Origin of the sequence: Enterobacter cloacae complex sp. SHL012 (assembly GCF_049237505.1) — a bacterium.
Lineage (GTDB): Bacteria > Pseudomonadota > Gammaproteobacteria > Enterobacterales > Enterobacteriaceae > Enterobacter > Enterobacter kobei.
Genome location: NZ_JBMKIZ010000001.1, coordinates 845,578 through 870,835, shown reverse-complemented (window position 1 = coordinate 870,835; position 25,258 = coordinate 845,578). Strand labels below are relative to the sequence as shown.

General features: G+C 56.0%; 23 protein-coding genes and 2 pseudogenes. 13 read left to right on the top strand and 12 right to left on the bottom strand.

The features are described from left to right. The 4 genes from ACOTY9_RS04160 to pabB form a co-directional block, all read right to left on the bottom strand. Positions 1–1,599 (bottom strand): cyclic diguanylate phosphodiesterase, encoded by a 1,599-nt coding sequence (locus ACOTY9_RS04160; protein WP_320729216.1) that lies wholly within the window; start codon positions 1,597–1,599, stop codon positions 1–3. 130 nt (positions 1,600–1,729) lie between these two features. Continuing rightward, entirely contained in the window at positions 1,730–3,094 is a 1,365-nt protein-coding gene (sdaA, locus tag ACOTY9_RS04155; RefSeq protein WP_348565432.1) for an L-serine ammonia-lyase, read from the bottom strand. 184 nt (positions 3,095–3,278) lie between these two features. Then, positions 3,279–3,857, bottom strand: coding sequence for a CoA pyrophosphatase (locus ACOTY9_RS04150; protein WP_014884275.1), 579 nt, complete (start codon positions 3,855–3,857; stop codon positions 3,279–3,281). 2 nt (positions 3,858–3,859) lie between these two features. Then, positions 3,860–5,188, bottom strand: coding sequence for an aminodeoxychorismate synthase component 1 (gene pabB, locus ACOTY9_RS04145; protein ID WP_348565734.1), 1,329 nt, complete (start codon positions 5,186–5,188; stop codon positions 3,860–3,862). Positions 5,189–5,249: 61 nt separating this feature from the next. Here pabB and ACOTY9_RS04140 point away from each other — a divergent pair, with 61 nt between their 5' ends. Continuing rightward, positions 5,250–5,444 carry a YoaH family protein gene (locus ACOTY9_RS04140; RefSeq protein WP_348565433.1) on the top strand — a complete coding sequence of 65 codons (195 nt, stop codon included), beginning with the start codon at positions 5,250–5,252 and terminating at the stop codon, positions 5,442–5,444. A gap of 6 nt (positions 5,445–5,450) precedes the next feature. Here the strand turns inward: ACOTY9_RS04140 and ACOTY9_RS04135 are convergent, their stop codons facing one another. Continuing rightward, positions 5,451–5,795 carry a RidA family protein gene (locus ACOTY9_RS04135; protein WP_014884272.1) on the bottom strand — a complete coding sequence of 115 codons (345 nt, stop codon included), beginning with the start codon at positions 5,793–5,795 and terminating at the stop codon, positions 5,451–5,453. 133 nt (positions 5,796–5,928) lie between these two features. Between ACOTY9_RS04135 and ACOTY9_RS04130 the strand changes: the two genes are divergently transcribed. The 5 genes from ACOTY9_RS04130 to rnd all read left to right on the top strand — a co-directional run bounded on the left by ACOTY9_RS04130 (position 5,929) and on the right by rnd (position 12,308). Beyond that, positions 5,929–7,839, top strand: coding sequence for an ATP-dependent DNA helicase (locus tag ACOTY9_RS04130; protein WP_023330632.1), 1,911 nt, complete (start codon positions 5,929–5,931; stop codon positions 7,837–7,839). Between the two features lie 66 nt (positions 7,840–7,905). Beyond that, complete coding sequence (gene tsaB, locus ACOTY9_RS04125; protein ID WP_348565434.1) at positions 7,906–8,601, top strand: tRNA (adenosine(37)-N6)-threonylcarbamoyltransferase complex dimerization subunit type 1 TsaB; 696 nt, start codon at positions 7,906–7,908, stop codon at positions 8,599–8,601. Between the two features lie 37 nt (positions 8,602–8,638). Beyond that, positions 8,639–9,220, top strand: coding sequence for a Slp family lipoprotein (locus tag ACOTY9_RS04120; protein WP_014884269.1), 582 nt, complete (start codon positions 8,639–8,641; stop codon positions 9,218–9,220). A 203-nt stretch (positions 9,221–9,423) separates the two neighbouring features. After that, positions 9,424–11,109 carry a long-chain-fatty-acid--CoA ligase FadD gene (fadD, locus tag ACOTY9_RS04115; protein WP_014884268.1) on the top strand — a complete coding sequence of 562 codons (1,686 nt, stop codon included), beginning with the start codon at positions 9,424–9,426 and terminating at the stop codon, positions 11,107–11,109. Between the two features lie 83 nt (positions 11,110–11,192). Further along, positions 11,193–12,308 (top strand): ribonuclease D, encoded by a 1,116-nt coding sequence (rnd, locus tag ACOTY9_RS04110; protein ID WP_162269548.1) that lies wholly within the window; start codon positions 11,193–11,195, stop codon positions 12,306–12,308. Between the two features lie 74 nt (positions 12,309–12,382). Here rnd and minE read toward each other — a convergent pair whose 3' ends face one another. The 3 genes from minE to minC are packed head-to-tail and all read right to left on the bottom strand — an operon-like array spanning position 12,383 to position 14,199. Continuing rightward, positions 12,383–12,652 carry a cell division topological specificity factor MinE gene (minE, locus tag ACOTY9_RS04105; protein ID WP_008500504.1) on the bottom strand — a complete coding sequence of 90 codons (270 nt, stop codon included), beginning with the start codon at positions 12,650–12,652 and terminating at the stop codon, positions 12,383–12,385. 3 nt (positions 12,653–12,655) lie between these two features. Further along, positions 12,656–13,468: a septum site-determining protein MinD gene (gene minD / locus ACOTY9_RS04100; RefSeq protein WP_014884266.1), complete on the bottom strand. Its 813-nt coding sequence runs from the start codon at positions 13,466–13,468 to the stop codon at positions 12,656–12,658. 23 nt (positions 13,469–13,491) lie between these two features. Then, positions 13,492–14,199, bottom strand: coding sequence for a septum site-determining protein MinC (gene minC / locus ACOTY9_RS04095; protein WP_023330629.1), 708 nt, complete (start codon positions 14,197–14,199; stop codon positions 13,492–13,494). A gap of 123 nt (positions 14,200–14,322) precedes the next feature. Here minC and ACOTY9_RS04090 point away from each other — a divergent pair, with 123 nt between their 5' ends. From ACOTY9_RS04090 to ACOTY9_RS04080, 3 genes are all read left to right on the top strand, one after another. Next, positions 14,323–14,598, top strand: coding sequence for a YcgL domain-containing protein (locus tag ACOTY9_RS04090; protein WP_014884264.1), 276 nt, complete (start codon positions 14,323–14,325; stop codon positions 14,596–14,598). Positions 14,599–14,644: 46 nt separating this feature from the next. Beyond that, positions 14,645–15,304, top strand: coding sequence for a fumarylacetoacetate hydrolase family protein (locus tag ACOTY9_RS04085; RefSeq protein ID WP_045134178.1), 660 nt, complete (start codon positions 14,645–14,647; stop codon positions 15,302–15,304). Between the two features lie 93 nt (positions 15,305–15,397). Beyond that, the gene (locus ACOTY9_RS04080) at positions 15,398–15,838 is read left to right on the top strand and encodes a YcgN family cysteine cluster protein (RefSeq protein WP_014884262.1); all 441 of its coding nucleotides are present in this window, start codon (positions 15,398–15,400) and stop codon (positions 15,836–15,838) included. 99 nt (positions 15,839–15,937) lie between these two features. On the opposite strand, the gene dsbB is transcribed toward ACOTY9_RS04080, so the two are convergent. Both dsbB and nhaB read right to left on the bottom strand, forming a co-directional pair. Further along, positions 15,938–16,468: a disulfide bond formation protein DsbB gene (gene dsbB, locus ACOTY9_RS04075; RefSeq protein ID WP_032641201.1), complete on the bottom strand. Its 531-nt coding sequence runs from the start codon at positions 16,466–16,468 to the stop codon at positions 15,938–15,940. 143 nt (positions 16,469–16,611) lie between these two features. Continuing rightward, a complete protein-coding gene (gene nhaB, locus ACOTY9_RS04070) occupies positions 16,612–18,150 on the bottom strand; it encodes a Na(+)/H(+) antiporter NhaB (protein WP_023330627.1) in 1,539 nt (512 codons plus the stop codon). Between the two features lie 200 nt (positions 18,151–18,350). On the opposite strand from nhaB, the gene fadR reads away from it, so the two are divergent. Then, entirely contained in the window at positions 18,351–19,070 is a 720-nt protein-coding gene (gene fadR, locus ACOTY9_RS04065; RefSeq protein WP_014884259.1) for a fatty acid metabolism transcriptional regulator FadR, read from the top strand. A 109-nt stretch (positions 19,071–19,179) separates the two neighbouring features. Here fadR and ACOTY9_RS04060 read toward each other — a convergent pair whose 3' ends face one another. Continuing rightward, positions 19,180–20,712, bottom strand: coding sequence for a SpoVR family protein (locus ACOTY9_RS04060; RefSeq protein WP_421637307.1), 1,533 nt, complete (start codon positions 20,710–20,712; stop codon positions 19,180–19,182). 321 nt (positions 20,713–21,033) lie between these two features. Here ACOTY9_RS04060 and ACOTY9_RS04055 point away from each other — a divergent pair, with 321 nt between their 5' ends. The 3 genes and pseudogenes from ACOTY9_RS04055 to ACOTY9_RS04045 all read left to right on the top strand — a co-directional run. Beyond that, positions 21,034–22,332, top strand: coding sequence for a D-amino acid dehydrogenase (locus ACOTY9_RS04055; RefSeq protein ID WP_348565435.1), 1,299 nt, complete (start codon positions 21,034–21,036; stop codon positions 22,330–22,332). A gap of 9 nt (positions 22,333–22,341) precedes the next feature. After that, positions 22,342–23,412, top strand: a complete 1,071-nt coding sequence (gene dadX, locus ACOTY9_RS04050) for a catabolic alanine racemase DadX (RefSeq protein WP_014884256.1) — start codon at positions 22,342–22,344, stop codon at positions 23,410–23,412. A gap of 9 nt (positions 23,413–23,421) precedes the next feature. After that, positions 23,422–23,523: pseudogene (locus ACOTY9_RS04045) on the top strand (hypothetical protein); the annotation flags it as partial. On the opposite strand, the pseudogene ACOTY9_RS04040 reads toward ACOTY9_RS04045, so the two are convergent. Continuing rightward, positions 23,479–25,194, bottom strand: a pseudogene (locus tag ACOTY9_RS04040) (potassium/proton antiporter); the annotation flags it as partial. The pseudogenes ACOTY9_RS04045 and ACOTY9_RS04040 overlap by 45 nt on opposite strands. Between the last annotated feature and the right edge of the window lie 64 nt (positions 25,195–25,258).

The window sequence follows — 25,258 nt, the reverse complement described above, 5'->3', positions numbered from 1 at the left end:
TTAACGCAGGGGCATTAAGGGCACAATGTGTCCGTTATGCTGTGCTGGCGGGGGAGCACTTCCCGCCAGCCATTGTGGAAAGTCTCTCAGCGGCATCGGCCGCGCATAGTAAAATCCCTGCAGGACCGATACACCATGGCGGCGCAGATATCGCGCCTGCTCCTCTGTTTCGACCCCTTCAGCCACCAGTTCGATATTGAGTCGCTGACCCAGTGCAATGATGATATCCGTCACCGTTGAATTCACGGCGTCGGTGCCAATGGCGGTGATAAACGACTGGTCGATTTTTAGTACGTCCGGGTGCAGCTTTTCAAGCCAGGAGAGGGAGCTGTTTCCGGTACCAAAATCGTCGATGGCAAGCTTCACCCCTTTGCGATGCAGTTCGCGCACAATACGATATTCCGCATCCGGAAGGGCATCCCGTTCCGTTAATTCAATCACCAGCTGCTGACGCGGGTTAGCGCTGAACCAGAGGCGGTTCAGGTCCTGTAACAACACCGCGTGACGGAAATGGCTGGCTGCGACGTTAATGCCGATGTGAAAACCGGCGCTGGAAGGAAAGTAGCCTATCTGACGTACGGTTTCGGCGAGGACATAGCGTGTCAGAGGGACAATCAGATTATGTTCTTCCGCCAGAGGAATAAACACTTCCGGGGAGATCCACCCCTGTCGCGGGTTATTCCAGCGCAGCAGAATTTCAACGCCGACGCACGCCTGAGTACGGGCATTCACCAGCGGCTGGCAGAAAAGCTCGAATTCCCGGGCCGCAATGCCCATATCAATCTCCCACGTGAAACTCATCCTGTTCGCCGTCGCCAGCCAGGCGAGATAGCCCAGCAGCAGGCTCAGCATAAGACCCAACGGAAGCTGCGCGGGCAGGGTCTTCAGGGCCAGCTCTCCTGGACCTGGCCCGCTGACGATGATGGAGAAGGGGTTGTGGGTGGATGACAGCTGAACAAGCCCGCCAGCCTTTCCGAAAGTCAGGCTATCGGTGACCCGTTGACCATAGCGCAAAAAACGATCGCCCACGGATAACGCCACATCATCAATAAGTGGACGCTCGGGCTCCAGTATCATTCTGGTGATCAAATCAATATTAATGATCTCAATGACGCCATCTTCCCCGTCCTGGGACACCGGGTTCCACTGGATCAAGATCGGACTGCCCTTCATCAGCCACCGATCGGTCGATAAAATCAGCTTCGGCGAGCTGGCGGGTAATTCCGGGAGAAAGTCGCGGATGGGAATATTACGGCTGCCGAAAACGCTGGAGCAATACAGGATACCGTCTTTAATCAGGGCAATGGAGCGTACCGTTTGCAAAATGGCCGCCTGTTTTCGCAGGGCCAAATGTGCCTGAGGGCAGGGCTGACCCACCAGCTGCTGGAACACGCTGCGGCGTTTTTCCAGCGAAAGGAGAAGATTATCCAGAGAGCGAACGGTATGGCTGCTGAAGTCGAGTACCCGCTGCTGGTTAACGTTGCGCTGAGAAATAAAGCGAGCGCCCAGGGTCAGAATGAGCGTAAGGATCGCAACCGTCACACAGACGATAACGCGTTTTCGGCGGTAATGTTTAATGATCGTTTGTGCAGTTTGCATGAACGGTCGCCTGATAAGCCACCAGCCCCAAAAGCCGGACGCAACAGTAAAAGTGTAGTGGGGAAAGCGAAAGGAGACGAGAAAGAGGGGGGAAATTCGCCCATCCGTTGCAGATGGGCGAAAGCGAGTATTAGTCGCACTGCACCTTAATAGCCAGACCACCACGCGACGTCTCACGGTACTTCGCGTTCATGTCTTTGCCGGTTTCGTACATGGTTTCGATGACCTTATCCAGCGACACGCGCGGTTCGCTGGTACGGCGCATCGCCATGCGTGAGGCGTTGATCGCTTTGACAGAGGCAATCGCGTTACGCTCAATGCACGGTACCTGTACCTGGCCCGCGACAGGGTCACAGGTCAGACCGAGGTTATGCTCCATACCAATCTCTGCCGCCACGCAAACCTGTTCAGGGCTTGCACCCAACAGTTCAGCCAGACCGGCGGCAGCCATCGAGCAGGCAACGCCCACTTCACCCTGACAGCCCACTTCCGCACCGGAGATGGACGCGTTCATCTTGTACAGCGCGCCGATGGCCCCTGCCGCGAGGAAATAGCGGATGTAGATATCGGGCGTGACAGGCTCAATAAAGTGATCGTAGTAGGCCAGTACCGCTGGAACGATGCCGCAGGCACCGTTGGTTGGCGCCGTCACGACACGGCCACCGGCAGCGTTCTCTTCGTTAACCGCCAGGGCAAACATGTTTACCCAGTCGACCACGTTCATCGGGTCATTCGAGAATTTATCCGTGGTCACCAGCATACGGCGCAGGGCAGAGGCACGACGCGGCACGCGCAGTGGCCCAGGCAATACGCCTTCGGTGTTCATCCCGCGGTCAATACAGGCGCGCATGGTTTGCCACACGTTAGCAAAATAGTCTTCAATCTCTTTTTTGCTGTGCAGCGCCAGTTCGTTCTGCATCACCATACCGGACAGGGAAAGACCGGTCTCTTCGCAGTACCCCAACATCTCGGTAGCCGACTTAAACGGATACGGGACGCTGACGTCGCCAACGCTGTCTTTGCCAAAATGCTCTTCATCCACGATGAAGCCACCGCCGATGGAGTAGTACGTTTTGCTGTAAATCTCTTTTTCACCGCTCCAGGCATGAATGGTCATGCCGTTTTCATGCAGCGGCAGGTTGTCGCTGCGAAAACGCATGCCGTCATCCTGCGGGAAATCCACTTCATGCTGGCCGTTAGCCAGCAGCAGGCGTCCGCGCGTTTCCACGTCGCGGATAAATGCCGGGATGGCATCAATATCAACAGTGTCCGGCATATTGCCTGCCAGACCCATAATAATGGCGATATCGGTGTGGTGGCCTTTACCCGTTAATGACAGTGATCCGTAAACGTCTACGGCGACACGGGTAACGCTTTCCAGTAATCCTTTTTCGACCAGATCATCGACGAACTGTTTACCGGCCTTCATAGGCCCAACAGTATGGGAAGACGAAGGGCCAATTCCCACTTTGAACATGTCGAATATACTAATCACTTTCACACTCCTGACAGGGTTACCGGGGTTCCAGTAACGATGTTATAACTGCGCATAGTGTAAGAGGGAACACCGACCTCGGCTTAACTATTCACATGAATTAAACTAATGGTTAACGATGGGTTTTGCTAATAGCGCGACGCGGATCGCAAACCTGCAAAAAAGGATGGAATGTAAAGTATAGTCAAGGTTTCAGGCCGATTTGCAGCGCCAGTTCACGAATGATCCCCGCCGTCATGCCCCAGACAAAATAATGCTGATACCAGGACAACCAGACCCGATGATCATGCCCACGACGCTGAATATCCAGCGGATGATAACGGCTGAGCCGGAGCGCCTCTTCAAGCGGCATCTCAAACACGGCTGACACTTCATCGACGCTGGCGTGATACTGCAGGCCCGGCGGGATAATCCCCACCACGGGCGTGACCTGAAAACCGGTCACGCTGTCGACCGGCGGCAGCACGCCTATCACCTCGACCGCCTCAGGCGGGATGGCCACTTCTTCCTGGGCTTCCCGCAGCGCGGCGGCGATCAGCGACGCATCGGTGCTGTCCACCGCGCCTCCGGGAAAGGCAACCTGACCGGCGTGTTTACGCATATGCGGCGAGCGCTGCGTCAACAACAGCCCCGGCTGCTCCCGGCGCACCACCGGGATCAGCACCGCCGCCTGACGTTGATTCAGCGTGGCGCGGTTGACCTGCGGTCGCAAAAGCTGAAAGCGCGACAGAAAATCATCCAGCGTCAGGTTCTCTTTCTCCACCGTTAGTTCTCCAGTTGTTTCAGAATACGGTTAACTTTATCAAAGGTTTCCTGATATTCCGCCTCGACCTGGCTATCCGCCACAATGCCCCCGCCTGCAGAGCAGTACAGATTGCCGTCGCAGGCCGTCAGGGTACGAATGGTGATGCTGGTATCCATGGTGCCGCACAGGCTGAAATAGCCGATACTGCCGCACCAGGCGTTGCGGCGGTGCGGTTCCAGTTCGTCGATGATCGCCATCGCGCGAATTTTGGGGGCTCCGGTGATGGAGCCGCCCGGAAACGCGGCGCGAAGCAGATCGCAGGCGGTGCGCGTGGCGGGCAGGCGCGCGGTAATGGTGCTGACCAGATGATGTACCGCCGGGAAAGGCTCGACGACAAACAGCTCCGGCACGCGCACGCTGCCGGGTTCGGCGACGCGGCCAATATCGTTACGCATCAGGTCGACGATCATCAGGTTCTCGGCGCGATCTTTCGGCGATGCGGCGAGTTTCTCCGCCTGCTGGCGATCGGCGTTGGGGTCCGCCAGACGCGGTAGTGTGCCTTTAATCGGGCGGGTTTGAATGACCCCCTCGGCCAGATGAATAAAGCGCTCTGGCGACAGGCTGAGGATAGCGCCCTGAGGCAGACGTACGAATGCGCTGAACGGCGCCTTGTTGCTGGCATTAAGACGGGAAAACGCCTGCCACTCATCTCCGTGATAAGTCGCCTGGAAACGCTGGGCAAGGTTCACCTGATAACAGTCGCCGCTTTGCAGATACGCCTGAACGCGCGCGAATTTTTCAGCGTATTCCGTCTCGCTCATATTCGAGCGCCAGCCGGAGGTCAGCCTGAACGTCTCGGCCGGGGCGGGCTGTTGCGCTTCAAGCCAGGCCAGTCGCGCCTGCACGTCACTATGGCTCAGCAGAGAAACCGTTTTTTTCTGGTGATCGACAATTAACGCCCAGTCATACAGCCCCACGGCCATGTCTGGCAGGGAAATATCAGCCTGCGCATGCTCGGGCAGCGTTTCGAAACGGCGACCCAAATCGTAGCCAAACAGACCAAGCGCGCCACCCTGAAAAGGGAGATCCGGGTCTGGGGTGGCGGATAAGCCCAACGCGTTGAGCGCTTGCTGAAGCTGCATCAGGGGATCGTCCGTCGGCGCCAGGTCATTGGTTGTCAGCGTTTTAAGCGGGTCGGCAACCAGAATATCAAAGCGGCTGTAAGGGTGATCCGCATGGCCAGAATGCAGCAGCATGGCAAAGGGAAGGTGGCTTATGCGGGCAAACCAGAACTCCGCGGCGTCAGCACGCCAGGGCAACGTCAATACAGTGGGGAAGCGCATGTTCATGTGTGGCATACTACCGGGCAGCGTGAAATAATTAGCGCGAATAATTTAGCAGGAGTTGACGATGTTTGCAGGTTTACCTTCTCTGAGCCATGAACAGCAGCAGAAAGCGGTTGAGCGAATTCAGGAACTGATGTCCCAGGGAATGAGCAGCGGACAGGCGATTACCGTCGTCGCTCAGGAGATTCGCGCCAGTCATTCCGGCGAGCGGATTGTGGCGCGATTCGAAGATGATGATCCAGAAGATCGAGAGGAGTGATCGGGCTTAAACCGCCGCGATAATCTTAATTTCGACCTTATACTCCGGTTTCATCAGCGTGGCCTGTACAGTGCAGCGTACAGGCGCGTGACCCGCCACCACCCATGCATCCCAGGCTTTGTTCATCGCCGCAAAATCATCTTTATTGGCCAGAAAAATGGTCGCATCCAGAATGCGGGATTTATCGCTGCCCTGTTTTTCCAGCACGGCATCAATTTGCGCCAGCGTGTTGGCCGTTTGCTCGAAGGCATCCGCGTCCAGGTTAGCCGGTACGCCAGTGTAGTAGAGCGTCTGGTTGTGGATCACCACATCAGACCAGCGGGCTTCGGCATCAATGCGCTTAATCGTCATAAACGTTTCCTCGTTATTTTTCGTCATCAGGCGGCAAGACTGCCATATTGTGCCGGCGTCGTCACTATTTGGGGTGGCACTGGAGAGGCGGGACTGACATAATCCCTGTGCAAAAATACAGTGAGAGAGCACCGTGGCAGACGATTTTTCCCCTGAAGGTCAGTTAGCACAAGCGATTCCCGGCTTCAAACCGCGTGAACCTCAGCGGCAGATGGCGCACGCCGTAGCGCACGCTATCGACAAGGCGCAGCCGCTGGTGGTCGAGGCCGGTACCGGCACGGGGAAAACCTACGCGTATCTCGCTCCGGCGCTGCGGGCGAAAAAGAAGGTCATTATCTCCACCGGTTCAAAAGCGCTGCAGGATCAGCTCTACAGCCGTGATTTGCCCACCGTGGCGAAAGCGCTGAAATACAAGGGCCGACTGGCGCTGCTGAAAGGCCGTTCTAACTACCTTTGCCTGGAGCGCCTTGAACAGCAGGCGCTGGCGGGCGGCGATCTGCCGGTTCAGACCCTGAGCGACGTGATTATCCTTCGCGCCTGGGCCAACCAGACGGAAGAGGGGGATATCAGCACCTGTGCGAGCGTGCCGGAAGACTCTCCTGCCTGGCCGCTGGTGACCAGCACCAACGACAACTGCCTCGGCAGCGACTGTCCGCTGTATAAAGACTGCTTTGTGGTGAAAGCGCGTAAAACGGCGATGGATGCCGATGTGGTGGTGGTCAACCACCATCTGTTCCTCGCAGATATGGTGGTTAAGGACAGCGGCTTCGGTGAGCTGATCCCTGAAGCGGATGTCATGATCTTCGATGAAGCCCACCAGCTTCCGGATATCGCCAGCCAGTATTTTGGCCAGTCGCTCTCCAGCCGCCAGCTGCAGGACCTGGCGAAAGATTTCACCATCGCCTACCGGACCGAACTCAAAGATACCCAGCAGTTACAGAAGTGTGCCGACCGCCTGGCGCAAAGCGCGCAGGATTTCCGTTTACAGCTTGGTGAACCCGGCTATCGCGGTAACCTGCGCGAGCTGCTGGCGGACAAAAACATCCAGCGCGCGCTGCTGCTGCTCGATGATGCCCTTGAACTCTGTTATGACGTCGCGAAGCTGTCGCTTGGTCGCTCCGCACTGCTGGATGCCGCCTTCGAACGCGCCACGTTGTACCGCGGACGGTTGAAACGGCTGAAAGAGATCAACCAGCCGGGGTACAGCTACTGGTATGAATGCACCTCGCGCCACTTCACCCTGGCGCTTACGCCGCTGACCGTGGCCGATAAATTTAAAGAGGTGATGGCGCAGAAACCGGGAAGCTGGATCTTTACCTCGGCAACCCTGTCGGTGAATGACGATCTGCACCACTTTACCGAGCGCCTCGGCATTGAGCAGGCGGAGTCGCTGCTGCTGCCAAGCCCGTTTGATTATGAAAAGCAGGCGCTGCTCTGTGTCCCGCGCAATTTACCGCTGCCAAACCAGCCGGGCGCCGCGCGTCATCTGGCGGCGATGCTAAAGCCCATGATTGAGGCCAACAACGGGCGCTGCTTTATGCTTTGCACGTCGCACGCCATGATGCGTGACCTCGCCGAGCAGTTCCGTGCCACCATGACCCTGCCGGTGCTGTTGCAGGGGGAAACCAGCAAAGGACAACTGCTCCAGCAGTTTGTCAGCGCCGGTAATGCCCTGCTGGTTGCCACCAGCAGCTTCTGGGAAGGGGTGGACGTGCGTGGCGATACGCTCTCGCTGGTCATTATCGACAAACTGCCGTTTACCTCCCCGGATGACCCGCTGTTGAAAGCGCGGATGGAAGACTGCCGCCTGCGCGGAGGCGATCCGTTCGACGAGGTTCAGCTGCCTGAGGCGGTCATCACGCTCAAGCAAGGGGTAGGGCGCTTAATCCGCGACGTGACCGATCGCGGCGTGCTGGTTATCTGCGATAACCGGCTGGTCATGCGCCCTTATGGCGCAACCTTCCTTGCGAGCCTCCCTCCAGCGCCACGGACGCGGGATATAAAACGCGCGGTGCGTTTTCTGGCAAACCCAACGGCGGAGTAATTTGCCCCGGAGTGTGCTAAGATGCGCGCCATTTTGTGACTGACCCTTGCGAGAGCGCGACGACTGATGCGAATTCTGGCTATTGATACCGCAACAGAGGCTTGCTCTGTTGCTCTGCTGAGTGATGGTGCTGTTTCTGCTCATTTCGAAGAGTGCCCACGGGAACACACCCAACGTATTCTGCCCCTGGTAAAAGACATTTTAACTCAGGGCAACACCGCCTTAACCGACCTTGATGCCCTGGCCTTTGGCCGCGGGCCCGGCAGCTTTACGGGCGTCCGTATTGGTATTGGCATTGCTCAGGGACTGGCGCTGGGCGCTGACCTGCCGATGATCGGCGTCTCTACGCTTGCGACGATGGCGCAAGGGGCCTGGCGTATGACGGGCGCCACCCGCGTGCTGGCCGCCATTGATGCCCGCATGGGGGAAGTTTACTGGGCGGAATATACCCGTGATGAGAACGGCGTCTGGCACGGCGAAGAGACGGAAGCGGTACTTAAACCTGACGCGGTCACTGAACGTCTTAAGCAACTGTCCGGCGAGTGGGCGACCGTGGGGACGGGCTGGCCGGCATGGCCAGACATGGCGAACGACACTGGCGTGAAGCTGGTGGACGGCGACATGCTGCTGCCAGCGGCGGAAGACATGCTTCCGATTGCCACTCAGCTGCTCGCAGCAGGAAAAACCGTTGCCGTTGAACACGCGGAGCCGGTTTATTTGCGAAACACCGTCGCGTGGAAGAAACTTCCGGGCCGCGAGTGAATCTCAGTAACAGGAACTGAGAAAAAGGAGTCGCATCATGGCGGTTCAGACTAAAGTAGTACGCCTTTTTATGGCAGGCGCGGTTGCCATAGCACTGAGCGGATGCGTATCCGTCCCTGATGCGATCAAGGGCAGTAGCCCGACGCCCCAGCAGGATCTGGTTCGGGTGATGAATGCGCCTGAGCTTTATGTCGGCCAGGAAGCGCGCTTCGGCGGGAAAGTGATCGAGGTGCAGAACCAGCAGGGGAAAACCCGGCTCGAGATTGCTACCGTGCCGCTGGACAGCGGTGCGCGACCTGTACTGGGTGAGGCCTCCCGGGGACGCATCTATGCGGATGTCAGTGGTTTCCTCGATCCCGTTGATTTCCGTGGGCAACTGGTGACCGTCGTCGGACCGATAACCGGCGCCGTGCAGGGTAAAATCGGCAACACGCCTTATAAATTCATGACCATGCAGGTCAATGGGTATAAACGCTGGCGTCTGGCACAGCAGGTGATCATGCCGCCTCAGCCGATTGACCCGTGGATGTGGGGTCCGCATCCTTATCGTTATGGTTACCCGGGCTGGGGCTGGTATAACCCCGGTCCTGCGCAGGTCCAGACGATCGTAACTGAGTAACTTACTGTTATTGCTAGGAAAGAGACAGCGGCTTAGCCGCTGTCTCTGTTTTTTTACGGATAATACGAAAAAAAAGAGTGACGCGCTTCGCAACCTTAAATCTGAACAATTAATAAACTGGTACGCTGAGTTAATATAATGTTAACAAACTGTTTATTATCGGGGTTGTGATGACGACGAACACTCATTTCAGAGGTGATGCATTGAAAAAGGTTTGGCTTAACCGTTATCCCGCAGATGTTCCTGCCGAGATCAATCCTGACCGTTATCAATCCCTGGTTGAATTATTTGAACACTCGGTAAGGCGCTACGCAGACCAGCCCGCATTTGTGAATATGGGCGAGGTAATGACGTTCCGTAAGCTTGAGGAGCGTAGCCGGGCGTTTGCGGCCTATCTGCAGGAAGGGCTTGGGCTGCAAAAAGGAGACCGCGTCGCGCTGATGATGCCGAACCTGCTGCAATACCCGGTCGCGCTGTTCGGCATCCTGCGTGCCGGGATGATTGTCGTCAACGTCAACCCGCTTTACACCCCGCGCGAGCTGGAACACCAGCTCAACGACAGCGGTGCGGTGGCGATAGTTATTGTTTCTAACTTTGCCCATACCCTGGAAAAAGTGGTCGACAAAACCCAGGTTAAACACGTCATCCTGACGCGCATGGGGGATCAGCTGTCCACCGCCAAAGGGACGCTGGTTAACTTTGTGGTTAAATACGTCAAGCGCCTGGTGCCAAAATACCATCTGCCGGATGCCATCTCCTTCCGCCGCGCGCTGCATGCGGGCTATCGCATGCAATACGTCAAACCGGAAGTGGTCTCTGAGGACCTCGCTTTTCTGCAATACACCGGTGGCACAACCGGCGTGGCCAAAGGGGCGATGCTAACCCACCGCAACATGCTGGCAAACCTTGAACAGGTCAATGCCACCTACGGGCCGCTGCTGCATCCGGGCAAAGAACTGGTGATCACGGCGCTACCGCTGTATCACATTTTCGCGCTGACCATGAACTGCCTGCTGTTTATCGAGCTGGGCGGTCAAAACGTCCTGATCACTAACCCGCGAGACATTCCGGGGCTGGTGAAAGAGCTGGCAAAATACCCCTTCACCGCCATGACCGGGGTAAATACCTTGTTCAACGCGTTGCTCAACAATAAAGAATTCCAGCAGCTGGATTTCTCAACGTTGCACCTCTCTGCGGGAGGCGGTATGCCGGTTCAGCAGGCGGTCGCCGAGCGCTGGGTGAAACTCACCGGGCAGTATCTGCTGGAAGGTTATGGCCTGACGGAATGCGCACCGCTGGTCAGCGTCAACCCGCATGACATTGACTACCACAGCGGAAGCATTGGCCTGCCGGTTCCCTCCACGGAGGCCAAACTGGTCGATGACAATGATAACGAAGTCGCGCCGGGCGAACCGGGCGAGCTGTGCGTGAAAGGGCCGCAGGTGATGCTGGGCTACTGGCAACGCCCGGATGCAACAGACGAAATCATTAAAGACGGCTGGCTGCATACCGGCGATATTGCGGTGATGGATGACGAAGGCTTCCTGCGCATCGTCGATCGCAAAAAAGATATGATTCTGGTCTCCGGTTTCAACGTCTATCCGAACGAAATCGAAGACGTGGTCATGCAGCACAGCGGCGTGCTGGAAGTTGCGGCGGTGGGCGTGCCTTCCGGCAGCAGCGGGGAAGCGGTGAAGATATTTGTGGTCAAAAAAGATCCTTCACTCACCGAGGAAGCGCTGATAACGTTCTGTCGTCGTCAGCTGACGGGCTATAAAGTGCCGAAGCTGGTGGAATTCCGCGATGAGCTGCCGAAATCCAACGTCGGGAAGATATTACGACGAGAATTACGTGACGAAGCCCGTGCCAAAGTAGACAATAAGGCCTGAGCTTCACGTTAATCGCCCTGACGCCGGTTAAGCCGGCGTTTTTTATGGGCGCAAACAAAAGAGAATCCGATTTGAATTACCAGATGATCACGACCAACGACGAGCTGGCTTCGCTGTGCGAAGTGACGCGCGACTTTCCTGCCATCGCTCTGGATACCGAGTTTGTCCGTACCCGGACGTACTATCCGCAGCTGGGTTTGATTCAGATGTATGACGGCAAGCACGTCTCGCTGATCGACCCGCTCGGCATCACCGACTGGACGCCGATGCGTGACCTGTTGCTGGATACGGCAGTAACGAAATACCTGCACGCAGGCAGTGAAGATCTGGAAGTTTTTCTGAATACCTTTGGCATCATGCCTCAGCCGCTGATCGATACGCAGATCCTTGCGGCTTTTAGCGGTCGTCCGCTCTCCTGGGGCTTTGCCGCCATGGTGGAGGAGTATACGGGCCTGACGCTGGACAAAAGTGAATCCCGTACTGACTGGCTGGCGCGCCCGCTTACCGAACGTCAGCTGGAATATGCGGCGGCAGACGTGTTTTACCTTCTGCCGATTGCCGGACAACTGATGAAAGAGGCGGAGGCCTCCGGATGGCTCTCTGCCGCGCTGGACGAGTGTCGTATGACGCAGCTGCGTCGCCAGGAAGTGGTAGATCCGAAAGACGCCTGGCGTGATATCAGCAACGCCTGGCAGCTGCGTACGCGTCAGCTGGCGTGCCTGCAGCTGTTAGCGGACTGGCGTTTACGTAAAGCGCGCGAGCGCGATCTGGCGGTTAACTTTGTGGTGCGCGAGGAACATCTCTGGGCAGTTGCGCGCTATATGCCGGGCAGCCTGGGGGAGCTGGACAGCATTGGGCTTTCGGGCAGTGAGATCCGTTTCCACGGTAAAACCTTGCTGGCGCTGGTCGCAAAAGCGCAGGCGTTGCCGGAAGATGCGCTGCCGGAACCGCTGTTGAACCTGATGGATATGCCGGGTTACCGCAAAGCGTTTAAGGATATCAAAGCGCTGGTGCAGAACGTTGCCACTGAAAGTAAGCTGAGTGCTGAGCTGCTGGCATCGCGTCGTCAGATTAACCAGCTGCTGAACTGGCACTGGAAGCTGAAACCGCAGAATGGCCTGCCGGAACTGATGGCGGGCTGGCGTGGAGAATTGATGGCCGATCGTATGAATACTCTGCTGGAAGGGTATCCGCGGTAAAAAATATGCCGGGCGATATACCCGGCATATTCCCCCGGTGGCGCTGCGCTTACCGGGGCTACAAAATCAGAACCCTACGGGCGCGACTCTTCCGCTTCCGGAAGCGTCACGTTCAGCTCCAGAATCGAAATATCCCCGTCTTTTTGCTCCAGCTGCACCGTGACCATCTCCGGGTCAATCTGTACGTACTTACAGATCACTTCCAGGATGTCCTTACGCAGCTGCGGCAGGTAATGAGGCTCGGCGTCGCTACGACGACGCTCCGCAACGATGATTTGCAGACGTTCTTTTGCGATGTTGGCGGTGTTCTTTTTCCGCGAGAGAAAAAAGTCCAGTAATGCCATAACTTATCCTCCGAACAGGCGTTTGAGGAAACCTTTCTTCTCTTCTTCAATGAAGCGGAAAGGACGTTCTTCTCCCAGCAGACGGTCAACAGTATCAGCATACGCTTTACCTGCATCTGCCGTCGTATCAAGGATCACGGGCTCGCCCTGGTTAGAGGCGCGCAGCACGGACTGGTCTTCCGGGATGACGCCCACCAGTTTAATGCGCAGGATCTCCAGTACGTCTTCCATGCTCAGCATGTCACCTTTGTTGACGCGACCCGGGTTATAACGGGTCAGCAGCAGGTGCTCTTTGATCGGCTCTTCGCCATTTTCCGCACGACGGGATTTGGAGGCGAGGATGCCGAGAATACGGTCGGAGTCACGCACGGATGAGACTTCAGGGTTGGTGGTGATGATCGCTTCATCAGCAAAGTAGAGTGCCATCAGGGCACCAGTTTCGATGCCGGCAGGGGAGTCACAGACAACGAAGTCGAACTCCATTTTTCTCAGCTCCTCGAGTACCTTTTCGACACCTTCACGGGTCAGGGCGTCTTTGTCACGCGTCTGAGAGGCCGGGAGGATGTAGAGGTTCTCGGTGCGCTTGTCTTTAATCAGCGCCTGGTTCAGCGTGGCATCGCCCTGAATGACGTTGACGAAGTCATACACGACGCGACGCTCACACCCCATGATCAGGTCGAGGTTACGCAGGCCGATATCGAAGTCGATAACGACGGTTTTCTTTCCCTTCTGGGCCAAACCAGTAGCGATGGCCGCGCTGGAGGTGGTCTTGCCAACGCCTCCTTTACCCGAAGTAACAACAATAATGCGTGCCATAGAAATTCCTTGTTAAAAAGGGATCAATTCAACGGTTGAACGGTCAACGCGTCGTCTGCAAGTCGCAGACGAGCCGCTTTGCCATAAAATTCGGCTGGGATCTTGTCGCTCAGCCAATATTCACCTGCGATGGACACAAGTTCCGCCGTCAGGTGAGTACAAAATATTTGCGCGTCCCGATCGCCACTTGCGCCTGCGAGCGCACGTCCACGCATCATACCGTAAACGTGAATATTGCCATCTGCAATAAGCTCTGCGCCAGCACTGACGTGGCTTGTAACAATCAGATCACAGTTTGGTGCATAAATGCGCTGACCGGAACGAACCGGTACGTCAATCATTCGCGTTTTTGTGACGGGAGTAACGTTTTGCACTACAGGAGGGGGCGCCTGCACGGCAGCAGGCGCTGCACGCGGGGCTTTTTCTTTACCTTCATTAAGAAGGGGCAGCCCGGCACGGTCGATTTCCGCTTTCAGCTCGCTATCTTTACAGCCACTGATGCCGACAATTCGCAGGCCAGTAGAGGAGACGGCCTGCTGGAGAAGTTTCCAGTTAACCGGAGCCTCAAGACCACTCACGTTGATAACAACAGGGGCGTGTTTCAGAAAAGCGGGAGCCTGCGCGATTTTGTCTTCTAACGCCTGACGAATAACCTCGGGTTTTGCATCATGCAAATGTACCACTGATAAGGTGAAGCTACTGCCTTTAAGCTCGATGGGCGTGTTTGACATCCTGGCCTTACTCAATTTGCTATTAACCGCAACCATTCGCTGCGATATTCCGAAGAGTATCAGGCATGTTATAGTCAGGAGTATATTGAGGCAAGCAACCACCCATTAATTCAGAGTAAAAACATGTTTTGTGTGATCTACAGAAGTACAAGCCGTGACCAGACCTATCTTTATGTCGAAAAGAAAGACGATTTTTCACGCGTGCCTGAAGAATTAATGAAGAGCTTTGGCCGACCACAGCTGGCGATGCTGCTGCCGCTGGATGGTCGTAAGAAACTGGTCAATGCCGATCTGGATAAAGTGAAAACGGCATTAGCCGAGCAAGGCTATTATTTACAGCTTCCACCACCGCCTGAGAATTTATTAAAACAGCACCTTGAGGCGAACGGGAAAAAATAGTCTCAGCTGTTTCGGGCGCATCACATCAACCGATTAGGGGTCGAGCATGTATCAACATCATAACTGGCAAGGTGCGTTACTGGATTATCCCGTCAGCAAAGTGGTCTGCGTGGGCAGTAACTACGCAAAGCATATTCAGGAGATGGGCAGCGCAACACCAGAAGAGCCGGTTCTGTTTATTAAGCCAGAGACGGCGCTTTGCGATATCCGCCAGCCGCTGGCGTTGCCGCAGGGGCTGGGGTCAGTGCATCACGAAGTTGAGCTCGCGGTGCTGATCGGCGCCACGCTGCGCCAGGCCTCCGAAGAGCATGTTCAGAAAGCGATTGCTGGCTACGGCGTCGCGCTGGATCTGACGCTGCGTGATGTGCAGGGAAAAATGAAGAAGGCCGGGCAGCCGTGGGAAAAAGCCAAAGGCTTTGACAACGCGTGTCCGATTTCGGGATTCATTCCGGTCAGTGAATTTACCACCGATCCACAGGACACGCCGCTCAGCCTGAAGGTGAACGGTGACATCCGCCAGCAGGGCAGCACGGCAGACATGATCCATAAGATTGTGCCGCTGATCGCCTACATGAGCCGCTTCTTCACCCTGAAACCCGGAGATGTGATCCTGACCGGTACGCCTGAAGGGGTTGGCCCGCTCCTCAGCGGCGATGAGCTGGAGGTCGGTTTTAACGGCCTGTCGCTGAAAACCCGCGTGCTGTAACCACATCTTGCCGCCTGAAGAGGGCGGCAAAACTTGCAACAACGTGCCAGACTCGTTATAAGGTGCGCTTTCTTTTGACGTGTGGACATCCTGATGAACGACATCCCTTTCTGGCAAAGTAAAACTCTTGACGACATGACTGACGCGGAATGGGAATCATTGTGCGACGGCTGCGGGCAGTGCTGCCTGCATAAGCTGATGGATGAAGATACGGACGAAATCTACTTCACAAACGTGGCCTGCAAGCAGTTGAACATTAAAACCTGCCAGTGCCGCAACTATGAGCGTCGGTTCGAATTTGAGCCGGACTGCATCAAGTTAACCCGTGATAATCTGCCCACCTTTGAATGGCTGCCCCATACCTGCGCGTATCGCCTGCTGGCGGAAGGGAAAGGGTTACCAGACTGGCATCCGTTGCTGACCGGTTCGAAAGCGGCGATGCACGGCGAGCGCATTTCGGTGCGCCACATCGCGGTGAAAGAGTCCGAGGTGCGGGACTGGGAAGACCATATTATGAATCACCCTAATCGGTGACAATAAAAAACCCGCTGAGGCGGGGTTTTTATTGTGCGCTGTTGTGTCGGGTGGCGCTGCGCTTACCCGACCTACAAAACTGACGTTGCCGTTTTGCTTTTACCTTCCGAACAAATCACGTTTCTTCGGCTTGAACGGCTGGGCAATCAGCACCAGCAACGCCACGACGAAGTAGGCGACAAAAATCCCCACCAGCCACTGTGGCATCTCCAGCGTCAGGAATTCCCACTGACGGACAGAGCAGTCACCGGATGCGACAAACACCTGCGGCAGCCATTTATCCAGCGGCAGCCAGCTCGGGAAGCGGGCGGCAAAATCACAGGTCATAAACGGTGACGGATGCAGCTGCATCATGGTGTGCTGCCAGGAGAGTTCAATTCCTTTCCAGGCGCTGTACAGCCAGATTGCAATACCCGCGTAGCGCAACGGCGATTTCGGGGCGATGGCGCCTACCAGGCCCGCACCCATAATGCCAAACAGGGCGCAGCGCTCGTAGATACAGAGCACGCAGGGTTTCAGCCCCATCACATGCTGGAACCACAGCGCGACCATTTCCAGCGCAAAGGCGGTCAGGGCCATCAACAACCACGCTCCGCGACCGCGAGAGCACTGGTTTAAAAATCTCAACATAATCATTTCCCTGGAACATGCTTAGAAAGCGCAGTGTAAACGAATTCGTTTTTCACGCCACCTGTACCTGACGAAATAAAACGTAATCGGATGTTTATCGTGCGAAAAGGCAAACGGGCAGCGAACTGCCCGAGAGGCCTCATTTAGTGCGCCGCAAGTATACCCGCTTGTATCAGCCATTGCGTACAGGGAATGAGGGTAATTTTGACGCAAAGCAATCCCACAATTGTGAGTACCAGCGTATAGGGCAGCGCCATCCAGACCATTCTTCCATAAGAAAGACGTATGAGTGGCGCAAGGGCAGAGGTCAGCAGGAACAGGAAGGCGGCTTGTCCATTTGGCGTCGCTACCGACGGCAGGTTAGTGCCGGTATTGATGGCCACGGCCAGCAGCTCAAACTGTCCTGCGTTAATAATGCCTTCTTCCATCGCGGATTTGGCTTCGTTGATGTAGACCGTCCCGACAAAGACGTTATCGGAGATGGACGACAGGAGGCCGTTGAACAGATAGAAGAGCGTAAGCTGCGCGTCTGGTGCAGCCTGCAGCACAAAGGTAATTATGGGGGCAAACAGATGCTGGTCGATAATCACCGCCACAACCGCGAAGAAGACGGCCAGCAGCGCGGTAAATGGCAGGGCTTCCGTAAACGCTTTGCCAATAGCATGCTCATCCGTTACGCCGCTAAAAGTGGTCGCAAGAATAATGACAGAGAGGCCAATCAACCCAACCTCTGCAAGATGCAACGCCAGCGCGACGATAAGCCAGACGCCAATGATACCCTGCGCAATCAGACGCAGCGTCTCTTGCCGCGTGCGCTGCTTGCGGCTCTGCTCGTCAAATTTATGCAGCTCACTGCGGACCGGCTCAGGCAGTTGCGCGCCGTAGCCGAATACCCTGAACTTTTCGACCAGAATGCAGGTTGCTAACCCGCAGATAAGGACAGGAACGCTCACGGGGGCCATACGCAGGAAAAACTCGCCAAAATGCCATTCAGCCGCTTTGGCGATGATCAGGTTTTGCGGCTCACCCACCATGGTCATCACGCCGCCCAACGCAGTCCCTACGCCAGCATGCATCATCAGACTGCGCAGAAACGCGCGGAACTGCTCCAGCACCTCACGGTTATGCGCCTCAACGTGGCTGTCATCCTGCAAGTCTTCGCCCGGGCGGGACGAGGCCACGCGGTGATAAATCCCGTAAAACCCGACGGCGACGCTGATCACCACCGCAACAACGGTCAGGGCATCCAGGAAGGCCGAAAGAAAGGCAGCAGCAAGGCAAAACGCCAGCGACAATACCGTTTTAGACGGAATGCTGAGCAACAGGCGAGTGAAGATAAACAGCAGCAGCTGTTTCATAAAGTAGATCCCGGCCACCATAAATATCAGCAGCAGGAGCACTTCCAGATTTGACGCCAGCTCTGCTTTTACATGCTCAGCAGACGTCATCCCGATGACCACTGCTTCAAAAGCCAGCAGACCGCCAGGCAGCAGAGGGTAACATTTTAGCGCCATTGCCAGGGTGAAGATAAACTCCGCGACCAGCAGCCATCCGGCGATAAACGGGTTCACGCTAAAAATAAGGGGGTTAACGACCAGGAAAACCAGCAGTATCAGTTTGTACCAGTCAGGAGACTGACCTAAAAAATTGCGCCACAGCGCGCGCCCAAAAGAAATTTCCACAACAGACGTCCTTCCCCGTCACGTAAAACAAAACATCAGTATACGCAAAATTGCGGCCCGGCGGCGGATAAGCGAGCATTGTAAATTTCATAAAAATGAAACGGCGATCCCTCTTTTCTCTCTTTACCGCGCTACCTGCCGCTGCATGCCTCTGGTATGATGAGTGCAATTTGCTAAAGCTGTGTAATGGAAATCTCACTATGGTCATTAAGGCGCAGAGCCCGGCGGGTTTCGCGGAAGAGTACATCATTGAAAGCATCTGGAATAATCGCTTCCCTGCAGGGTCCATTCTTCCGGCTGAACGCGAACTCTCTGAACTGATTGGCGTCACTCGCACCACGCTGCGTGAAGTGCTTCAGCGACTGGCGCGTGATGGATGGTTGACGATCCAGCACGGCAAGCCAACAAAAGTAAACAACTTCTGGGAAACCTCGGGGCTGAACATTCTTGAAACGCTGGCGCGCCTCGACCACGAAAGCGTACCGCAGCTCATTGATAATCTGCTCTCAGTGCGTACCAACATCGCGACGATCTTTATTCGTACCGCTTTCCGTCAGCACCCGGAAGATGCGCTTGCAGTGCTGGCCAGCGCAAACGAGGTCGAAGATCATGCCGATGCCTTTGCCACCCTCGATTACAACGTCTTCCGCGGTCTGGCGTTTGCCTCCGGCAACCCGATTTACGGTCTTATCCTCAACGGGATGAAAGGGCTCTATACCCGCATTGGTCGTCACTACTTTGCCAATCCCGAAGCGCGCAGTCTGGCACTGGGTTTCTACCATAAGCTCAGCAAGCTCTGCACTGAAGGGCTGCACGATCAGGTTTATGAAACCGTGCGTCGCTACGGTCATGATTCCGGTGAAATCTGGCATCGCATGCAAAAAACGCTGCCGGGTGATTTAGCGATTCAGAGTCGCTGAAAGAAAAACCTCTCAAGTGAGAGGTTTTTTTTCGCCCGGTGGCGCTTCGCTTACCGGGCCTACAAACTCGTAGGCCGGGTAAGGCGTAGCCGCCACCCGGCAAAAAACATTACAACGTATTCAACCGCGCCGGGCAACGTTCCAGCAGTTCTACGCTGCCGTCCTCATTCTGCTGTTCCAGCTGCACGTCAAAGCCCCACAGGCGGTGAACATGCTTCAGCACCTCTTTACGTCCTTTATCCAGCGGCGCGCGGTTGTGCGGGATATAACGCAGCGTCAGAGAACGGTCACCGCGTAAATCGACGTTCCAGACCTGAATATTGGGCTCAAGATTGCTCAGGTTGTACTGAGAAGAGAGCCGTGAGCGGATCTCGCGGTACCCCTCTTCGTTATGAATCGCAGAAATCTCCAGGTAGTTGTTACGATCATCGTCCAGCACGGTGAAGAAGCGGAAATCACGCATGATCTTCGGCGACATAAACTGGCTGATAAAGCTCTCGTCCTTAAAATCGCGCATCGCAAAATGCAGCGTTTCAAGCCAGTCTGAACCGGCGATATCCGGGAACCAGTACTTGTCTTCTTCCGTTGGCGACTGACAGATACGCTTAATGTCCTGAAACATCGCAAAGCCAAGCGCATACGGGTTAATCCCGCTGTACCACGGGCTGTTATAAGGCGGCTGAAACACGACGTTGGTATGGCTGTGGAGAAACTCCATCATGAACCGCTCGGTCACTTTCCCCTCGTCATACAGATGGTTGAGGATGGTGTAGTGCCAGAATGTCGCCCAGCCTTCGTTCATCACCTGCGTCTGTTTCTGCGGATAGAAATACTGGCTGACCTTGCGCACGATGCGCAGGATCTCACGCTGCCACGGCTCCAGCAGCGGGGCGTTTTTCTCCATAAAGTAGAGCAGGTTTTCCTGCGGCGCGGAGGGATAACGACGCGTCTCGGCGACGGCTTTCTCTTCCTCACGCTTCGGCAGGGTGCGCCACAGCATGTTCACCTGGCTTTGCAGATACTCTTCGCGGCTTTTCTGTCGGGCTTTCTCCTCCTGCAGGGAGATTTTCTGCGGGCGTTTGTAGCGGTCCACGCCGTAGTTCATCAGGGCGTGGCAGGAGTCGAGCAGTTTCTCCACCTCATCCACGCCATAACGCTCTTCGCAGTCGGTGATGTATTTACGCGCGAAGATCAGGTAATCAACGATGGAGCTGGCATCCGTCCAGCTGCGGAAGAGATAGTTATTTTTGAAAAACGAGTTATGGCCGTAACAGGCGTGGGCCATCACCAGCGCCTGCATGGTAATGGTGTTCTCTTCCATTAAATACGCAATACACGGATTGGAGTTAATCACAATCTCATACGCCAGCCCCTGCTGACCGTGTTTATACAGGCGCTCCGTTTCAATGAATTTTTTACCAAACGACCAGTGCGGATAGTTGATCGGCATCCCGACGCTGGAGTAAGCGTCCATCATCTGTTCAGAGGTAATCACCTCAATTTGATGGGGATAGGTATCCAGGCGATACAGTTTTGCCACCCGGTCGATTTCGGCGAGGTAGACATCCAGCAGCTCGAAGGTCCAGTCGGGTCCATCGCTCAGACGTGTGTTGTCCTTGTTCAGGGAATCAATAGTAGCCATTAGCGCGCCCTCGTTGTGGGTGCTCTCTCTGTCTGGAGAGCCTCCTTTCAAGCATAGATCAACGTGTTAAAAAGCGTGCCCGACAAGAAATTTTTTCTTTGCGATTTCCCGTTTTTGATACGGCAAAAAAAGCGACTCCTTCAGCATTTTATGCTGGTTAAAAATAAAGCTCAGCATGAGATCCCAAATTAGCACCATCCCCTGATACTGGGGGATGTGTGAGGCAAGTCACCATAAAAAAGTCGTATGTTGAATAATATTTTCAACTAGGTTATCAATCTGTAATTAGAAGATTGTTCTTTTGCACATTATGGAGTGGCTATGCGTGTTGTCATACTGGGAAGTGGTGTCGTTGGCGTAACCAGCGCCTGGTATTTAAGTCAGGCAGGACATGAGGTTACCGTTATCGATCGTGAATCCGGCCCGGCGCTTGAAACCAGTGCGGCGAATGCCGGGCAAATCTCTCCGGGGTATGCGGCGCCGTGGGCAGCCCCTGGCGTACCGCTGAAGGCGATCAAATGGATGTTCCAGCGCCATGCGCCGCTGGCCATCAGCCTTGATGGCACGCCGTTCCAGCTGAAGTGGATGTGGCAGATGCTGCGCAACTGCGATACCCGCCACTACATGGAAAACAAAGGGCGCATGGTGCGCCTGGCGGAATACAGCCGTGACTGTCTTAAGACCCTGCGCGCGTCGACCGGCATTGAGTACGAAGGCCGTCAGGGCGGCACGCTGCAGCTGTTCCGCACCGCGCAACAGTATGAAAACGCCACCCGCGATATCGCCGTGCTGGAAGATGCCGACGTACCTTACCAGCTGCTGGAGGCCAGCCAGCTGGGGCAGGTGGAGCCTGCCCTGGCGGAAGTGGCGCATAAACTGACGGGCGGCCTGCGTCTTCCTAATGACGAAACCGGCGACTGTCAGCTCTTTACCCAGCGCCTGGCGCACATGTGCGAGCAGGCGGGGGTGAAATTCCGCTTTAACACCGCTGTCGACAAGCTGCTGTCGGAAGGGGAAAAAATTTACGGCGTGAAGTGTGGCGACGAGGTGATCAAAGCGGATGCCTACGTGATGGCGTTTGGCTCGTACTCCACCGCCATGCTGAAAGGCATTCTCGATATTCCTGTTTATCCGCTGAAGGGCTACTCGCTGACCATTCCGGTGAAAGAAGAGAGCGGCGCCCCGGTATCAACCATCCTGGATGAAACCTACAAAATCGCCATTACCCGCTTCGATAACCGCATCCGCGTGGGCGGCATGGCGGAAATTGTCGGCTTCAACACCGACCTCCTGCAGCCGCGTCGTGAAACGCTGGAGATGGTGGTGGGGGACCTGTTCCCGCGCGGGGGCTTTGTTGAGCAGGCGACATTCTGGACCGGTCTGCGTCCGATGACCCCGGACGGTACGCCGATTGTTGGCCGTACGCCGTTTAAAAATTTGTGGACCAATACCGGACACGGCACGCTGGGCTGGACGATGGCCTGCGGATCCGGCCAGCTGCTGAGCGACCTGATTTCCGGGCGCACGCCAGCCATTCCATTTGACGATTTAAGTGCGGCGCGCTATCAATCAGGGTTCACGCCATCGCGTCCACAGCATCTGCACGGCGCGCATAACTAAGGAGTTGTCATGTCCCGTCCTGTTCTGGCTCAGCTGGATCTGCAGGCCCTGAAGGAAAACCTGCAAATTGTTCGCCGGGCAGCACCTGGTTCGCGCGTCTGGTCGGTAGTCAAAGCGAATGCCTACGGCCACGGTATTGACCGTATCTGGAGCGCGCTCAGCGCCACCGACGGTTTTGCGTTGCTCAATCTGGAAGAGGCTATCCTGCTGCGCGAACGCGGCTGGAAAGGGCCGATTTTGCTGCTGGAAGGGTTCTTCCACCCCGAGGATCTGCCGTTGCTGGATAAGTATCGTCTGACCACCAGCGTTCACAGCAACTGGCAGATTAAAGCGATTCAGGATGCAAAACTCCACGCGCCGCTGGATATCTATCTCAAGGTAAACAGCGGCATGAACCGTCTGGGCTTTCAGCCTGAGCGGGTGCATACGGTCTGGCAACAGCTGCGCGCCCTGAAAAATGTGGGCGAAATGACGCTGATGGCGCACTTTGCCGATGCGGAAAAACCGGACGGCATTGCCGATGCCATGGTCCGCATTGAGCAGGCGGCAGAAGGGCTGGACTGTCCGCGCTCGCTGTCGAACTCTGCGGCGACGCTTTGGCATCCCGAAGCGCATTATAACTGGGTGCGTCCGGGGATCGTTCTGTATGGTGCATCCCCGTCCGGTCAATGGCAGGATATCGCCAACAGCGGCCTGAAGCCGGTGATGTCGCTACGCAGTGAGATAATCGGCGTGCAGACGCTGAAGGCGGGCGATACGGTGGGCTATGGCAGCCGCTACCGGGCGCAGGGCGAACAGCGAATTGGTATTGTGGCAGGCGGGTATGCCGACGGCTATCCGCGCATCGCGCCAACCGGTACGCCTGTCTGGGTGGACGGCGTCCGTACGGGCACGGTGGGGACCGTGTCAATGGATATGCTGGCGGTTGACCTCACGCCGTGTCCGCAGGCGGGCATCGGTTCACCGGTTGAGCTGTGGGGCAATGAAGTCAAAATTGATGACGTGGCCGCGGCGGCGGGAACGGTGGGGTATGAACTCATGTGCGCCCTGGCGCCGAGAGTGCCGGTTGTAACGGTGTAACGTGTTCTTATGCCGGGTAAGGCGAAGCCGCCACCCGGCATAAACCCGCTACTCTGCGTCCTCTTCCATCGGCCGCAAACCGACTTTCCGCACCGCGTTATCTTCTTTTTCGGCAACGGTCCAGATCATCCCGGCAAATTCCACCTGATCGCCGACGACCGGCGCAGCGCCAAGTCGTTGCTGGATGATTTCGCCCAGCGTTTGCTGGTTATCACCGTCTTCAGCACCTTCATCCAGACCGTAAATCAGCGCCACATCCGCAAATTTGGCGCTGGCTTCCAGAATAAAATCACCGAAGAAACGCTGGTCCAGCGCCACCGGAGGCGACTGGCTGAACAACTTGCCCAGCGCGGGCAGATCGCGCTCGCGGCCAATCACGCACAAAATATCCCCTTCGCGAAGCCGGGTGCTGCCGGTAGGGTGTTGCAGGACATTATCGCGAAACAGCGCGGCAATCCGTGTTTCGGCCGGCATGTGCAAATCGCGCAGCGATGCCCCTACGCACCACTTGTCGGCGCTCAGTTGATAGACGAACTGTTCCCACGGGTTCTCCGGATGAATATCAAGCCCCACGCGGGACACCGGCCAGCCCACGGGCGGGACCACTACTTTGGCTTTTTTCGCCGCCCATCCGAGCGACGTCCCCTGGAACAGCAGTGAAATCAGCACCACGAAGAACGCCACGTTAAAGAACAGTCGTGCGTTATCCAGCCCGGCCATCATCGGGAAGACGGCAAGGATGATCGGCACCGCGCCACGCAGGCCCACCCAGCTGATAAAGACACGCTCGCGCAGGTTGAAGCCGCGAAACGGCAGCAGACCGGCAAACACCGACAGCGGACGGGCGAAGAAGATCATCCACGCAGACAGCAGCAGCGCCGGAATGGCAATCGGCAGCAGATCCGAGGGCGTAACCAGCAGGCCCAGCACCAGGAACATGCCGATTTGTGCCAGCCAGGCAAGACCGTCGAAGTTTTGCAAAATAGCGTGACGGTTGCGGATAGGGCGGTTACCCATCAGGAATCCGCAGAGGTAGACCGCGAGAATACCGCTGCCGTCCAGAGCGGTGGTGACGGCAAAAATCAGGATCCCGCCGCTCAGCGCCAGCAGTGGATACAGCCCCGAGGGGAGCGAGATGCGGTTAATCATCTGCTGTAACAGGTATCCCCCCGCCAGACCTATCAGTATCCCCAGGCCGAACTGCTGCAGGATATGCCACGCAAACATCCAGCTCAGCCCGGTCTCGTGCTGCTGAATCATCTCGATCAGCGTGATGGTCAGGAACACCGCCATCGGGTCGTTACTGCCGGATTCAATCTCAAGCGTTGAGCCGACACGTTCGTTAAGCCCTTTTCCACCGAGCAGGGAAAACACGGCTGCCGCGTCGGTTGAGCCGACAATCGCGCCAATCAGCAAACCTTCCATGATATTCAGATGGAAAAGCCACGCAGCCATCATCCCGGTGAGGCCAGAGGTAATTAACACGCCGACCGTGGCAAGTGAAAGCGCAGGCCCCAGGGCCACGCGGAAGGAGCTCGCCTGCGTACGCATGCCGCCGTCAAGCAGGATCACCGCCAGGGCGAGGTTACTCACCATGTAGGCAAAAGGGTAGTTATCGAATGGGATACCGCCGATGCCATCAATGCCAGCCAGCATGCCGATAGCAAGGAAAATAACAAGAATAGGTATGCCGAGACGCGATGAAAATGAACTTAATAAAATACTGCTGGTTACAAGGACAGAACCCAAAATGAAAAGGCTGATTATCGCTGCGGCATCCAATGTTCTCTTACTCCCACCTCAATGTTAACGCTGTTACTAAAACCCTAACATATTAACGTCGGTA